Annotated in this window: 13 protein-coding genes; 5 read left to right on the forward strand and 8 right to left on the reverse strand. The window is 68.2% G+C overall.

Annotated elements, in window-relative coordinates; all coding sequences use genetic code 11:
• Nucleotides 1-190 precede the first annotated feature (190 nt).
• Complete coding sequence (locus CYJ10_RS23130; RefSeq protein WP_101683942.1) at nucleotides 191-1,807, forward strand: exonuclease domain-containing protein; 1,617 nt, start codon at nucleotides 191-193, stop codon at nucleotides 1,805-1,807.
• A 137-nt stretch (nucleotides 1,808-1,944) separates the two neighbouring features.
• Nucleotides 1,945-2,361, forward strand: a complete 417-nt coding sequence (locus tag CYJ10_RS23135) for a hypothetical protein (protein ID WP_101683800.1) — start codon at nucleotides 1,945-1,947, stop codon at nucleotides 2,359-2,361.
• A 61-nt stretch (nucleotides 2,362-2,422) separates the two neighbouring features.
• On the opposite strand, the gene CYJ10_RS23140 is transcribed toward CYJ10_RS23135, so the two are convergent.
• The 7 genes from CYJ10_RS23140 to CYJ10_RS23170 form a co-directional block, all read right to left on the reverse strand.
• On the reverse strand, nucleotides 2,423-3,412 hold the full coding sequence (locus CYJ10_RS23140) for a Bug family tripartite tricarboxylate transporter substrate binding protein (protein ID WP_101683801.1): 990 nt from the start codon (nucleotides 3,410-3,412) through the stop codon (nucleotides 2,423-2,425).
• Between the two features lie 140 nt (nucleotides 3,413-3,552).
• Nucleotides 3,553-4,539, reverse strand: a complete 987-nt coding sequence (locus CYJ10_RS23145; RefSeq protein ID WP_101683802.1) for a Bug family tripartite tricarboxylate transporter substrate binding protein — start codon at nucleotides 4,537-4,539, stop codon at nucleotides 3,553-3,555.
• A complete protein-coding gene (locus CYJ10_RS23150) occupies nucleotides 4,536-5,861 on the reverse strand; it encodes a DUF1254 domain-containing protein (protein WP_101683803.1) in 1,326 nt (441 codons plus the stop codon). The genes CYJ10_RS23145 and CYJ10_RS23150 overlap by 4 nt, the downstream gene beginning before the upstream one ends.
• 56 nt (nucleotides 5,862-5,917) lie before the next feature.
• A complete protein-coding gene (locus CYJ10_RS23155) occupies nucleotides 5,918-7,249 on the reverse strand; it encodes a DUF1254 domain-containing protein (protein WP_101683943.1) in 1,332 nt (443 codons plus the stop codon).
• 32 nt (nucleotides 7,250-7,281) lie between these two features.
• Nucleotides 7,282-8,277 (reverse strand): Bug family tripartite tricarboxylate transporter substrate binding protein, encoded by a 996-nt coding sequence (locus CYJ10_RS23160; protein ID WP_101683804.1) that lies wholly within the window; start codon nucleotides 8,275-8,277, stop codon nucleotides 7,282-7,284.
• 34 nt (nucleotides 8,278-8,311) lie between these two features.
• A complete protein-coding gene (locus CYJ10_RS23165) occupies nucleotides 8,312-10,450 on the reverse strand; it encodes an acetate--CoA ligase family protein (RefSeq protein ID WP_101683805.1) in 2,139 nt (712 codons plus the stop codon).
• Nucleotides 10,451-10,526: 76 nt separating this feature from the next.
• Nucleotides 10,527-11,333 (reverse strand): IclR family transcriptional regulator, encoded by an 807-nt coding sequence (locus CYJ10_RS23170; RefSeq protein WP_101683944.1) that lies wholly within the window; start codon nucleotides 11,331-11,333, stop codon nucleotides 10,527-10,529.
• Between the two features lie 170 nt (nucleotides 11,334-11,503).
• On the opposite strand from CYJ10_RS23170, the gene CYJ10_RS23175 reads away from it, so the two are divergent.
• The 3 genes from CYJ10_RS23175 to CYJ10_RS23185 all read left to right on the forward strand — a co-directional run bounded on the left by CYJ10_RS23175 (nucleotide 11,504) and on the right by CYJ10_RS23185 (nucleotide 14,120).
• A complete protein-coding gene (locus CYJ10_RS23175) occupies nucleotides 11,504-12,187 on the forward strand; it encodes a TetR/AcrR family transcriptional regulator (RefSeq protein WP_101683806.1) in 684 nt (227 codons plus the stop codon).
• Nucleotides 12,188-12,303: 116 nt separating this feature from the next.
• Nucleotides 12,304-13,302: a Bug family tripartite tricarboxylate transporter substrate binding protein gene (locus CYJ10_RS23180; protein WP_101683807.1), complete on the forward strand. Its 999-nt coding sequence runs from the start codon at nucleotides 12,304-12,306 to the stop codon at nucleotides 13,300-13,302.
• Nucleotides 13,303-13,445: 143 nt separating this feature from the next.
• Nucleotides 13,446-14,120, forward strand: coding sequence for a histidine phosphatase family protein (locus CYJ10_RS23185; RefSeq protein WP_101683808.1), 675 nt, complete (start codon nucleotides 13,446-13,448; stop codon nucleotides 14,118-14,120).
• A 12-nt stretch (nucleotides 14,121-14,132) separates the two neighbouring features.
• On the opposite strand, the gene CYJ10_RS23190 is transcribed toward CYJ10_RS23185, so the two are convergent.
• Nucleotides 14,133-14,759 carry a LysE family translocator gene (locus tag CYJ10_RS23190; protein WP_101683809.1) on the reverse strand — a complete coding sequence of 209 codons (627 nt, stop codon included), beginning with the start codon at nucleotides 14,757-14,759 and terminating at the stop codon, nucleotides 14,133-14,135.
• Nucleotides 14,760-14,810 lie beyond the last annotated feature (51 nt).

Here is a 14,810-nt window from a genome sequence, read left to right on the forward strand (position 1 = left end):
ACTTTTTTCTGCCGGTCAGCGCTGCAAACCTCGCAACCCCAACCCCCTGCTGACCCCGCAACCCTTGTCGCTGCTGCGTTTGCAGCGCGGTTCGTGTTGCGAGGGGGCGAATATTAGATGGGATTCGACAGGTGCGCAAGGGGTTTCGCAAAAGAAATTTCCGATCCCGTAGAATCGCCGGATGACGACGATGCCGGAACCGCCCACCTATCTCCCCGAACGCCTGGCCAGCCGGGACGCGGGGGCGCTTGATGCCCTTGCGCTGGCCACCGCCCTGGCCCGCCCCATTGCCTTTGTAGATCTGGAGACCACGGGGCCCGATGCCCAGCGCGACCGGATCACCGAGATCGGCGTCGTCGAAGTGGGCCCCGACGGCATCCACGAGTGGGACACCCTTGTCGACCCCCAGACCAGCATCCCCCCGTTTATCCAGGGGATGACCGGGATCACCGACGCCATGGTGCGCGGGCAGCCCACTTTCGCGTCGATCGCCGAACTATTGGCCGAACGGCTACAGGGCCGGCTGTTCGTCGCCCACAATGCCCGCTTCGACTACGGCTTCCTGAAGAATGAGTTCCGGCGCGCCGGTGTGACGTTTCGTGCCGATGTCCTGTGCACCCTGCGGCTGTCCCGTTCCCTGTTCCCCTCGGTGGAGCGCCATGGGCTCGACGCCCTGATCGCCCGCTTCAACCTGATACCCAAGGGCCGCCACCGCGCGCTGGCCGATGCCGAGTTGCTCTGGCAGTTCTGGCAGAAGATCCACGACCTCTATTCCGTCGATCTGGTGGAGTCGGCCGTCAAGACGCTGGTCAAGCATGCCAGCCTGCCCGCTGGCCTGAGCGAGACGGCGTTGGACGATGTCCCGGACCGGCCCGGCGTCTACCTGTTCCATGGCGACGACGATGCCCTGCTATATATAGGCAAGAGCATCCACTTGCGGCAGCGCATTCGCGCCCATTTTTCCGGCGATCACACCAATCCAAAGGAAATGCGCATCGCACGCGCGGTCCGGCGTGTCGATTGGCGCGAGACCGGTGGCGAGATTGGCGCCCTCTTGTTGGAGGCGCATCTCGTCAAGACACTGCGGCCGCTGCACAACCATCAGCTACGCCACAACGACGAGCTGTTCGCGTGGGAAATGGTCGATGGCCTGCCAGCCCCGCGTCTGCGCTCGGACCGGCAGGTCGACTTCAGCCGCCATCCCCGGCTCCATGGTGTGTTTCCGAGCCGTGCCACGGCCAAGGCACGTCTGCGCGCGCTGGCCGAAGACCATCAGCTTTGCCTGGTCACGCTGATGCTCGAACCCACGGCCCGTCGCGGCAACCCCTGCTTTGCGCGCCAGATCCACCGATGCGCGGGCGCCTGCACCGGTCATGAATCGCGCGCCGATCATCGCGTGCGCACGCTGGCCGCGCTCGAAGCACTGACGTTAGCGCCATGGCCGTTCGACGGGGCGATTGCCTGGCGCGAAGGCGAGCAGCCCGACCAGCCCTGGCATGTGATCGAGGACTGGTGCTACCTGGGCTCGGCGCGAACGCTGGCCGAAGCCGAAGGGCTGACCGCCCTGCCGGCTCGCTTCGATATGAATACCTATCAGATCCTGGCGCCACACCTGGCCAGCCTCAGGGCGACGGCGGTGCCGCTGGCCTCGGCGCGTCCGTTCGTGCTGACGGCGCAGGTCACGCCGATCACGCCGATCACGACGAGGATCGCCACGACCGGCGAGACCGAGCCGGCGGCAACGCCGCGCGCCACGCTCAGGCGCACGGTACCGGCGACGGACGTACAGTCTTCACTCTTTGGCTAAAGGGGATTGGGACGACCAAGGCGGCGACCGCCATTGGCAAGCGTTTAGTGCGGCGGCACGCATAAGCGCGTTGCCAGCGCTCCGCCGGGTCGGCTAGTCTCCGACAGGAGGGATTGCACCCGCGAGATGGAGCCGCCATGCCTGCTTCGCCCCGACCTGCCGCCTGCCGGGCCTTCCTGCTGGCTACCGGCGCCATTGCCCTGGTCGCCGCATGCGCCAACATCGAGACCAGCACCATGCAGCGCATCTTCGATTCGTGGAAGGGCGTACCCGTCGAGCAGGCCAAGGCACAGTGGGGACCGCCCCAATCGGTGCAAGCCGTGCCTGGCGGCACCGCCTATGTCTGGACGGACGAAATTCCCGTCGCCCGCGCGCCGGGCAGCGGCCCGCGCGACGCCGGGCTGGAGCCGCCGGCCAGGGTGGCCCAGTGCCAGCGCAAGCTGGTGGCCGGCCCCGATGGCAACGTCAGCCGCGGCGAATGGAGTGGCAGCGCGTGCTGCACCCAGAGTCTGATCGGCACCTGTGCCGGACTGGCGCGCAAGGCCACAGGCTGATCGCCGCCACCCCGCCTCGCCGTTGCCCCTGGGCCGATCAGCCATTCCGTCGATCAGCCGGTCAGTCGATCTTCGCGCCCGACATCTTGACGGCCTGCCCCCAGCGCTTCTGCTCGTTGACGATGGTTGCCGCAAAGGCTTCCGGCGACTGCCATGCCGGCTCGGCGCCCTGCGCTTCAAACTTGGCCTTGGTGTCGGGGTCAGCCAGCACGGTGCGCAGCGCGGCCGACAGCTTGTCGACGATTTCCTTGGGCGTGCCAGCCGGCGCCAGCACACCGTAGAAGCCCACCACCTCGAAACCCTTCAGGCCCGATTCCTCCATGGTCGGCACGTCAGGCAGCGCCGGCGAGCGCTTGCCCGACGTCACCGCCAGCGCGCGCACCTTGCCCGTCTTGATGTGCTGGGTGAACAGCGGAATCGAATCGGCCATCATCTGGGCCTGGCCGCCCATCACGTCGGTCAGCGCCGGCGCACTGCCCTTGTACGGAATATGGACGATGAACGTGCCCGACGCCTGCTTGAACAGCTCGGGCATCAGGTGCGAAATGCCGCCATTGCCGCCCGACGCAAAATTGAGCTTGCCCGGGTTGGCCTTGGCGTAGGCGATGAACTCCTTCAGGTTTTTGGCCGGCACGTTGTTGTTGACGACCATCACCAGCGGAATCAGCGCCGTACGTGCCACAGGCGCGAAATCCTTCGGCATGCTGTAGGGCAGCTTCGGGTAGAGCGATCCGTTGATCGCCATCTGGCCAGTATTGGCGATCAGCAGCGTATAGCCGTCGGGCGCGGCCTTGGCCACGTTGTCCGACCCGATATTGCCGGCGGCCCCCGCCTTGTAGTCGAGCACGACGGTCTGGCCCAGGATCGGCTGCAGCTTCTCCGACAGGATGCGTGCGTGGGTATCGACCGGCCCGCCAGGCGGAAAGCCCACCACCATGCGAATCGGCTTGTCCGGCCAGGCGGCCTGCACGGCGCCGGCGGCCAGTGCCAGCGGGGTAAGGACCATGGCGGCCAGCACATGCCGGGCGCGGCGGGTAGCGAACAACGTCATTTCTCTCTCCGGATGCGGCCCCGCTCTATGCGGCGGGGACCTTCCCGGTATTGTGACGTTTTTATGACATTCTTGTGAAGCGCTTTTGCCGCTGGATGCTGGTCGCACAGCGACCGCGCGCTGGCCGCCGTCCTTCCGCCCTACTCCAGCACGATGCCGCGCGCCTTGATCAGCGCGCCCCATTTCTTTACCTCGCCATCGATGAAGCCGGCAAAGTCCGCGCTGGTGCCCGGCGACGGCTGCAGCCCCAGCGCCAGCAGCTTCTGGTGGATCTGCGGGTCGGCCAGCGCCTGGCTCGCATCGCGATTGATCTGCTGCACGATGGCCGGCGGCGTGCCAGCGGGGGCCACGACGCCGAACCAGCCGTAGCCCACCACGCCGGGCACACCCTGCTCGGCAAATGTGGGCGCATCGGGATAGACAGGCGTGCGCGCGTCGGCGGCCACCGCAATCACGCGCAGCTTGCCCGCCTGGATGAACGGCAGCGCGGTCGTGATCGCCGTCAGGGTGGCATCGACGCGGCCCGCCAGCAGCTCGGTATAGGCCGTGGCATCGCCCCGGTAATGGACGTTGAGCGCCTTGAACCCCGACTGCGCGGCAAACAGCTCGGCCGTCAGATGCGGCCCCGAGCCAATGCCCGGCGACGCGAACGTGACGCCCTCCGGCTTCTGCCTGGCCATCTTCACAAAGTCCGCCACGGTCTTGACCGGCGAACTGGCGTTGACGATCAGGAACACCGGCCCCAGCACGCGCGGCCCCACGGCAACAAAATCCTTGTGGATATCGAACCGCTGCGACAGGCCAGCGGCCGTATTGATGGCGAACGGCGCCGCCGCCCACAGCAGCGTGTAGCCATCGGCCGGTGCGTGCGCCACCGTCTCGCTGGCCACGCGCGTGCCGGCGCCCGGCTTGTTCTCGACCACCACCTGCTGGCCGTACTTGCGGCTCAGCGCCTCGGCCAGCACGCGGGCCGACGTATCGTTCGATCCGCCAGGGCCATAGGGCGACACCAGCCGCACCGGCTTGCCCGGCCAGGTGTTGCTGGTATTGCCGAAGGCGTGCGGCACGACGCCGGCCAGCGCCATCGCGCCCAGCAGGCGGCGGCGCGTCAGTTGCGATGGGGTCATGATGCCTCCCTGACCCGCTCGATGGCGGGATAGCGATAGGTGCGATCAAGGTGCGCCGGCTGGGGCACGTACAGGCGCAGGGCCACATAGAATGCCCCGGCCGGCGCCGGCAGCCAGTTGCCGTGCAGTGCCCGATCCCGCGGGGGCTGCGCCGACAGGTACAGCGTCAGGCTGCCATCGGCGCCACGCTTCAGCGACGGGGACCTGTCGCCCAGCGAGTAGCGCGCCAGTGCATTCGGCACCAGCATGCAGTCGCCCTTGTCGTACATGGTGAGCGACCAGAACGCGCCCACGCGCGGCAGGTTGTCGGCCGCGAAGTGCAACCGGTAGGCGTGACCGCCTTCCAGCGGTGCGCCGTCGGCACACCGGTCGGCCATCACATACATGGCCTCCTGCACGCCCAGCGCGCCAATATAGTTGCGCGCCACCAGCGCACGCTGCAGGTAGTGGGTGCCATACGATTCGCGCACGTCCACCGACATCGCCCAGCCGCCGCCCATGTCCGATGCCTGCGGCTCGGCCAGGTCGGCCAGCACGTCCTGCAGCGCCGTGCCCAGCACCTCGACCTGCGCCGGCGTGGGCGCGAGCCCCTTGCCGATGCCGGCTTCGGCGAAACGCGCCACCATGTCGGCTTCGGCCTGCGGCGGCGGGTTGTCCGCCAGCATCTGGTTGACCACGTCGGCAAAGCGCTGCGGATCGCCCAGATGCTCGCGCGGCTGCATGGCGACATCGAAGGCGTACGCAGCCGGTTCTCCGTCGAGCCGCTTCAGCGCGATGGCGTCCTGCAACGCGTGGCCGGCGGCCAGGTCGGCATCGCCGTCCACCAGCAGCCGGCCGATCATCCACACCGCGTTGGTCGGGCACGGCACGGCCTGCATGCCGGCCGGCACCGCGCCATGCCAGTCGGGCCCGTGCAGCAGAAACCGGCCCGCGTCGGTGCCGGTGGTGCGGCTGCCCAGGTAGCCGAACGGATTGGTATAGAAATCGAGCAGGCCCAGCACGTAGTAGCGGCCGGCGAAATCGGGCACTTCCAGCACCACGGGCTCGCGCGACAGATCCAGCCACGCATTGGTGTACAGCGTGTCGTTGTTCGGCGTGACCACCTGGCGATGCTGCGGCCCCAGCAACTCGCGCGTGTGGATCAGGTGATTGACCCAGCGCAGCGAGGAATCGGGGCCGTCGCCGGCAAACTGGCCGGCCCGGTTGCGGCGCGGGCAGGTGGCCGCGCGCATGCGGGCCATCTCATAGAGCGGCAGCGTGTAGATCACGGCTTCGCGCGCAAGCTGCAGGCTGGCGCTGGTGGCGGTGCTGGTTTCGGGCATGGGCTGGTGTCTCCTTTCTCTCTTATATATATAGGGCTGCGTGTGCCGCGCCGGTCTCAGCCGATCCGGCGCACGGCGGGAATCGTGTACTGGCCGGCGATGAAGCCGGCGGACGGGTGGTACAGCCGCAGGATCAGGTAGAACGGGCCATCGGGCGCGGGCAGCCAGTTGGCATCGTCGGCCGGCCTGGCATGGCCGATGGGAATCACCAGCGTGCCGTCCGGCTCCATGCGCAGACCCGGGGTGCGGTCGCCCACTGCATAGCGGCCGATCTCGTTGGCCGAGAAATAGCGGTCTTCGCCGTAGAGCGAGACCGACCAGAACGCTTCGGCCGGCGGCAGCATGCCGGGCGCGAAGCGCAGTTCATACCGGTGCTGGCCGTGCAGCGGCGCGCCGTCGGCATCGAAATCGGCCATCGCGTAGACCGCCTCGTCAGCGCGCAGCGCGCCCAGCCCCTTCATTGCCGTGCAGGCGCGCAGCAGCCAGTCGTCGCCATAGATGCCCAGCCGCATGCTGTAGCCCCACGCCTTGTGCCCCTGGCTGCGGGTATGGGCTTCGATCAGCGCCATGCCCTGCGCGTACGCGCTGCGCAAGCCATTGACGATCGACGGCCGCAGCGCGGCCACCTCCGCGTCGTCCTCAAGCCGCAGGCCCACCTTGCGCAGCAGCGTGAACAGGCCTTGTTCCTGCGCGCTGGGCGGAAAATCGCGCATCGCGCGGAACAGGTTCTGGAAGAAGTCCACGCCGGCGTCGCCGGTGTCCTGCCACTGCGCCACGCTGGCCGGCCGTGCCGGCCCGGCGCTCTGCGCCACCTGGAAGCCCTGCTCGAATGCGTTGGCGCGCGCCAGGTCGTCTGGGCCGGTCACCAGCACGCGGCCGATGATCCAGACCAGCGTGGTCGGCGCCTCCACCACGTGGACGCCACTGCCGCGCTGGCCCGGCCCGACGATCTCGACGTTCGCGCCTTCGCGCGGCACGTTGCGCGGCCCCAGGTTGGCGAAGTTGTTGGTGTGGGCGTCCAGCAGCTCGACCACGTAGTAGCGGTCGGCGTCGGGCAGCGCTGGCACGTGGATCGTGACGGGGCCGTCGGCCAGGTTGAGCCAGCCGCAGAAATAGAGCAGGTCGTTGGCCGGCGTGACGATGTCGCGGTCTTCGTGCGTCCACTGGCGCGCGCTGGCCGACAGCATGTTCATCGGCGCGCGGCCATAGCGCGTGGGGGCATCCACCGACGTCTGCAGCCGGCAGGTGCGCAGGGTCTCGATCAGCGGGTAGCCGTAGATCACCAGCGGCAACGCGGCGGCGGCCACCAGGGCCTCCTGCGGGCTGGCGTGAACGGGCGAAGCCAGGGCGGAAGGGTCGGAAGGGTGAGGGAACGCGGGATGGTTCATGGCGATGGTCAGGGTGAATGGGGATGACGGGTTCATTCCAGCGTGGCGCCGCTCGATTTGACGAGCGCGGCCCACGCCCGCGCGTCGTCGCGCATCTGGTTCGTGAACTGCGGGCGCGACACGGGCTCGTAACGCATGCCCATCGCCGCGATCTGCGCTTGCAGCGCGCTGTCCTGCATGGCTTCGTGCATCGCGCTTTCCAGCCGGTCGACGATGGCCGGCGGCGTTTTGGCCGGCGCGAACAGCGCGTACCAGCTATCCACGCGGAACGCGATGCCGGATTCGGCGAACGTCGGCACATCGGGCAACGCGGCCGACCGCTCGGAGCCCGACACGGCCAGCGCACGCACCTTGCCGCCGCGAATCAACGGCAAGGTGCCGGCCAGATCGGACATGGCAATGGGCACCGTGCCGCCCATCACGTCGTTCAGCATCGGCGCCACGCCCTTGTACGGCACGTGCCGCAGGTGGATGCCGGCGGACACGTTCAGGCTTTCGCCCGCCAGATGCCCGCCGGAGCCCTGGCCCCAGGAGCCATAGGCCAGATCCGCGCCCGGCTGCTTCGCCATGGCAATCAGCGCGCGTACGTCATGCGCCGGGAAGGCCGGATTGGCCACCAGCACATTGCCGCCATACGCGATGCGGCCGATGGGCACGAAGTCGCGCAGCGGGTCATAGGCCAGCTTGGGAAAGATCGCCGGGGCAATGGCGTGCGTGGCCGAAATGCCCAGCAGGATCGTGTAGCCATCGGGCGCGGCGCGTGCCACCTGTGCCGCGCCGATCGTGCCCGTGGCGCCGGCCACGTTCTCGACGACCACCGTGCCCTTGAGCACTGTCGACAGGCGCGCGGCCACCATGCGCCCCACCACATCGGTGCCGCCGCCGGGCGGAAATGGCACCACCAGCCGGATTGGCTTGCTGGGATACGCGTCCGCGGCCACCGCCACGGGCAACGTCATCCCGCCAGCCACGCCTGCCGCCAGGCACAACGCCAGGGCGTGCCGCATCCTGCGAATCGCTGATCGCATGGTCTGTCTCCGTATGGATTGGATAGCCGCTGCGTCAGCGCAGCGTGATCACGGCGTCGGCCGCCGCCAGCCCATCGGGGCCGACGATGAACGGGTTGATTTCAAGGGTGTCGAGCCGGTCGCCCATCGCGGCAGCCGCGCGCGATACGTTCACCAGCACGTCGGCCACCGCATCGAGGTCGATGGCGGGATGGCCACGGTGCCCGGTGCACAGCGCGGCGGCGCGGCTCTGCGTCAGCATGGCGCGAGCGCGCTGGCGCGACAGGGGCGCCAGCCCGAACGCCATCTGCCGGAAGATCTCCACGGCCGTGCCGCCGATGCCGGCCAGCGCCACCAGGCCGAACACCGGATCGCGCCGCACCCCGACCATGATCTCGCCCCAGCCGCGTGCCATGCGGGCGACGATGGCGCCCTCGAACGGCACAGCCTGACCGCCGGTATCGCGCGCCTGCGACGCGGCCTGGCGCACCTGGCCGAATGCGGCGCGCACGGCGTCGGCATCGCGCAGGTTCAGCACAACGCCGCCGATGTCGCTCTTGTGCAGGATATGGCGCGAGCAGATCTTGACGGCCACGGGGTAGCCGATCGATTCGGCCAGGTCCACGGCGGCTTCGGCGTTCCGGGCCACGCCGTGCGGCACCACCGGCACGCCGGCATCGGCCAGCCATGCCATGGCCTCGGCTTCCGATAGCGCAGCGGCGTCGGGCGGCAGGGCTGGCGAGGGGACGGGCAAGTCCGGCGCGCGGTTGTCGTCAGATACGGCCGCTTCCATCGCCGCCGCCTTCGCCAGCGCGGCCACGGCTTCCATCGTATGCGCGGGCTCGCGGAACACCAGACAGCCACGCGCCTCGAGCCAGGCGCGCTTGTCGTCGTCCATCACGCCCGAGATCAGCAACGGTGCGGCGTGGCGCTCGGCTTCCAGCGCGGACACGGTGTCCTGCAGCACTGGCCACAGGCGCGGCGCATTGACGCCGCCGGCCAGGAATGCCGCCACCGCGCCGTACTGGCCGCAGCGCGCCACGTTGGCCAGCGCATCGACAAACACCTGCGGCTGCGCCACCACCTGGCCGGTGACGTCGATGGGATTGGCAGTGCTGGCAAACGGAATGGCCGTGCGCAGCGCCTGCGCGGCGGCATCCGGCATCGGTGGCAACGGCAGGCCCAGCGTCTCGGCACTGTCGGCCATCATGATGCCCACCCCGCCCGAGACCGTGACGATGGCCACGGGGGCCACCGCATCGGCGGCCAGGCCCGACGGCGATTGCCATTGCGCGGGCCGGCGCCCGCGCGCCAGCGTATAGCCGAGCCGGAAGAACGCTTCGAGCGTATGCGCGCGATGCACGCCGTATTCGTCGAACACCGCCTGGTACACGGCGTCCTCGCCAGCCAGGCTGGCCGTGTGTGACTGCGCGGCACTGGCGCCCGCCGCCGTGGTGCCCACCTTGGCAATCACCACGGGCTTGCCGGCCGCGCGGGCGGCAGCCAGCGCGCGGCGCAAGCGCATGCCGTCGCGTGCACCTTCGATATAGGCCAGGATCACTTGCGTCTGCGGATCGTTGGCCAGCCATTCGATCACGTCGGCCACCTGCAGCCCGGCCTCGTTGCCCGTGGTCACCCAATGACTCAGGCCCAGCCCCGCCTCGCGCGCCAGCGCAAACGCATACGCGCCGAACGCGCCGCTCTGGCTGACCAGCCCCACGTGGCCGACCGGCGGCACGCCACTGAGCGGAATCGGCGAGAACGTGGCGAACATGCGCTCGCGCAGGTTCATCGCGCCCAGGCAGTTGGGGCCCAGCAGCTGCACGCCGTGGGCGTGGGCCTGCGTGGCCAGTGCGTGTTGCAGGGCGTCGCCGCCGCTGACTTCGGCAAAGCCGGACGTGAACACCACGGCCGCCCGCGTGCCGGCCTGGCCCAGTTGCGCCATCACGTCGGGCGCGGCGGGTGCCGGCACGGCCACGATGGCCAGATCCACGCGCTCGCCGATGTCGGCCACGGACGCATAGGCGCGCAGCCCCTGCACGGTATCGGCGCCGGGATTGACCGGAAACACGCGGCCGCCGTAGCCGAGTTCGCCAAGCAGGCGAATCGGCACGCCGCCCACCTTCTCGGGCTGCGTCGATGCACCGATCACCGCGATCGATCGCGGGCACAACAAGGGCTGCAGGTCCAGCATGGTGTCTCCGTTGATGACACCGCGGTACGTGCCACGGCGTTCTGTCGTGCGGGCAATCCGGGCCCGCGCCCGGCGGCTAGCGTCCCACGCCGGCCATGTTCTCGATGGCGCGCACCATCTCGCGCAGCAGCGGCGCCACGCGCTTTTCCATCATCCCGCGCCTGACGCGCAGCCCCGGCAGCGCGCAGTTGAACAGCAGCGGCCGGTTCAGGTACGTAATGCGCGAATACACGCCCACGCCATGGATGTCCTCGCCGGCATCGCCTTCATTGAGCGTGAAGCCGCGCTTGGGGTAGTGCGCCACGTTGTGGCAGACGGTTTCGTAGCACACGCCAAATTCCTGCGGGCGCTCGGTGCGCGCCCGCATCATCAGCTTCTCGAACTCGCCCTTCGACAGCGTGCAGAGGAAGGCCCGCCCCATCGCCGTGGTCAGCACCGAGCGCACCGCGCCCACGGCCGGCCGCGCGGACGTCCCCTCCATGTGCGTGCACGACTCCAGATACGTCACGTCCAGCCGGTGCGCCACGCCCATCGACACCGCGCCCTCCACCTGGTTGGCCAGCGCCTGCATCAGCGGGCGCGCCAGATGACGCACCTGCAGGCCGGCCAGGTAGGGGTAGCCCAGCGCCAGCACCTGCGCCCCCACGAAGTACTTGTCGAGCTTGGGGTCCCAGTCGAGATAGCCCAGCTCAAACAGCGTGCGGCAGATGCGCGACACCGTGGCGCGTGGCAACTGCAGCCGCTGCGACAGTTCGCCATTGCCCAGCGGGCGCGGATCGTCGATGAAGCAGCGCAGCAGCGCGAACCCCTTGGCCAGCAGCCCGCCAAACGAGGGATCTTCGCAGCGGCGTTCGGAAATGAATTGTTCGACCGGGGTGTTCATGGGCATGTCGTCTCCTGGATTCCAGTGTGGGCGTCGATCCGGCATCGTGTCAAAAAGCGGAACGAATTTCCATATATTGGAAATACCGTGCGTAAACCCCGACTTGACGGTCCGCGCGGCCGAATCGTAAGGTGCAAAACCGAATCCGAATTCGCATACGGAAAATCGTCATGCAAGCTATTTCCCCAGGTAACGAAACCACCACTTCCGCATCGGGCTTCCCCCATGTCGACACGTCGTCGATCCTGCAACCGCCGCGTCAGCGCCGGGCGCGGGAGACCGAGCAGGCGCTGCTGACCGCCGGGCGCCAGTTGCTGGCCGAACGCGATTTCGCGGCCGTGTCGGTGGCCCAGATCGCAGCGGCATGCCAGGTGTCGGTGGGCGCCTTCTACGGCAGGTTCCGCGACAAGATGGCCTTCTTCGACGCACTGCGCGCGTCGGTGATGGAGGAATCCGATGCGTCGGTGGCCCGCTACATGGCCGAGCATCGCTGGCAGGAAGCACCGGCCGCCCAGATCATCGACAAGACCATGCGCTTCATGGTCAACGGCTGCCGCAACAACCGTGGCGTGATTCGTGCATCACTCAAGCACGCCACCACCCATCCCGAGCAGTGGCTGCCGCACCAGAAAAACGGACAGGAGTTGATCGACCGGCTTGTGATCCTGCTGGTGCCGCGGCTGTCCGGCCCGGCCGCGGAAGCCGAACTGCGCGTGCGATTTGCCATGCAGATGGTGTTCGGGATGCTGGTCAACGCCGTGCTGAACAATCCCGGGCCGCTGCATCTGGACGACGAGCGCCTGCCCGGCGAAATGGCGCGCATGGTCAGCCGCTACCTGGGCATCGAAGCCTGACGGGGCCGGCCCGCCCTCACCGCTTTCCCTCGCTTCATCCGTCCAACCGCCCGCATCAGCCGCAGCCATAGCGGCATGTCTGGGAGCAGACCGGGCACAAAAAGAGGAGACACACCATGAAGCAATCCACGCTGCCGCGCCGGCGGTGGGCGGCACGCGTTGCCTGCGCGGCGATGTCGCTGTGGCCGCTGGCCGCGCTTGCGCAGGGCGACTACCCCACCAAACCGATTCGCCTTGTGGTGCCTTATCCGGCAGGCGGGCTGACCGATACCCTGGCGCGCCAGGTGGCCGACGGGCTGTCCAAACGGCTGGGCCAGACAGTGGTGGTGGAAAACAAGAGCGGCGCCGGTGGCATTATCGGCACCGATTTCGTCGCCAAGTCGGCACCCGACGGCTACACGCTGCTGATGACCATTCCGGGGCCGATCACCGCCAATCTGGCGCTCTACAAGAAGCTGCCCTACGACCCGCGCACCGACCTGCGTCCGGTCTCGGACGTGGCGATGGCCCGCACGGTGCTGGCCGTCAACAGCGGCGTGCCGGTCAAGACCGTCAACGAGCTGATCACCTACGCGAAGAAAGAGCCGGGCAAGCTGCGCATGGGATCGTGGGGGCCGGGCACGCAGCCGCACACCATCCAGGCCTACATGGACAAGACCTACGACGTGGACATCCTGCATGTGCCTTATCGCGGCGAAGGTCCGATGGTGACCGACCTGCTGGCCGGCCAGGTCAACGTGACGATCGGTTCGGTCACCACGCTGCGCCAGCACATCGCCACCGGCAAGCTGCGTCCGCTGGCCGTGGCCGGCACCACGCGTGCCAGGGCCTTGCCCGACGTGCCGACGTTCGCGGAAGCGGGCTATGGCGACGCGGCCTACAAGATCGTTGGCCCGACCACGCTGCTGGCGCCGGCGAAGACGCCCGACGCCATCGTCGAACGCCTGGGACGCGAAGTGGCGTCGCTGGTCAAGACGCCGGAGATGCAGGCCAAGATCGACGAGATGGGCGCCGAGCCGATGGGCAACACTCCGGCCGAGGCCGAACGCGCCTACAAGGCGTACCTGCCGGTGGTACTGAAGCTGACGGCCGATACCGGCGTGACGCTCGACTGACTTCGGTCCTTTCCCCGCTGCACGCCGACGTTGCACGGCATGCAGCGAAACCATGGCCGTCATGAATTCCTGCGGGTCTTGCTGGGCCCGCAGGCATCGTCCGACTAGAATCGCGCCATATCCTCTCTGCAGATGCCCACATCATGGCCACGCTCTTCCTGGTCCGTCACGGCCAAGCCTCGTTTGGCGCCGCCAACTACGATTGCCTGTCTGACGTCGGCCGCCAGCAGGCGCGCTGGCTTGGCGAGTATTTCAAAGGTCGGGATATCGCGTTCAAGCGCGTGGTGGCCGGGTCGCTGGTCCGCCAGCAGGACACCGCCACGGAAATCCTGAACGGCATGGGCGCCGCCGGAACGACGGTGGACACGCACGCGGGCCTGAACGAATACGACGGCGAAGCGCTCTACCGCAGCTTCACCAATGGGGCCGATCACCGCGCCCATCAGAACGGCGACTACCAGGATTACTGGCGCACTTTCCGCGCGGCATTCGCGGCATGGACGCAGGACCAGCTCAACGGCATGCCCGAAAGCTGGGGAGCGTTCGGGGCGCGCATGCAGGCCGCCCTGTCCACGGCCACGGAAGGCGCGGCACGCGAGGACGCGCTACTGGTGGTCAGTTCCGGCGGCGCCATTGGCCGGGCCATCGCAGACCTGCTCGGCGCGCCCACGCAGACCGCCATCGAACTGAACCTGCAGTTCCGCAACACCGGCTTCTGCGAACTGATCGTCGGACGTGGCACGCAGCGCCTGCTGAGCTTCAACAACGTGCCGCACCTGGAACACCCCGAGCGGCGCCGCGCCATCACGTTCGCCTGACCGGCACTGCCCCTAGCGCTGCGACAGCGCCAGCTTGCCGGCCAGCGCCAGGAATACCGTTCCCGCAAACCAGTTCACGGCGCGCTGCACGCGTGCCGAACGCATCAGCACGCGACCGAACAGGCCCGAGAACCACGCGATGGATCCAAACACCAGCAGCGTGGCCACGATGAAGGCGAAGCCCAGCACCATGATCTGCAGCGCCACGTGACCCTGTTTCGCGTTGACGAACTGCGGCAGGAACGCCAGGAAGAAGATCACCACCTTGGGATTGGTCAGGTTCATGACCACGCCGCGCAGATACATGTTCTTGACCGGACGCGCGGCGGCTGCGTCCTTGCCGATGTCGCCCACCGGCGCGCGAAACGCCTGCCACGCCAGGTAGACCAGATAGAGCGCGCCCACGACCTTCAGCACGGTGAACGCCACCACCGACGCCGCCAGCAGCGCGGCCAGACCCACGGCCACCACGGCCGTATGCACCAGCAGCCCCGTACACAAACCCAGCACCACGGTCAGCCCCGCACGCGTGCCGTGCATCGCCGATTGCAACAGGACGAAGATATTGTCAGGGCCCGGCGCCAGGCTCAACAGGACGGCGATCCCCAGGAAAGGCAGCAGCGTTTCTAGCGGTGGCATGCGGGCGCTCCGTGAAATGTGAGACGCCATGGTAGCCCACGGCCTGCCCGC

The organism is Cupriavidus pauculus, assembly GCF_002858765.1.
GTDB lineage: Bacteria > Pseudomonadota > Gammaproteobacteria > Burkholderiales > Burkholderiaceae > Cupriavidus > Cupriavidus pauculus_B.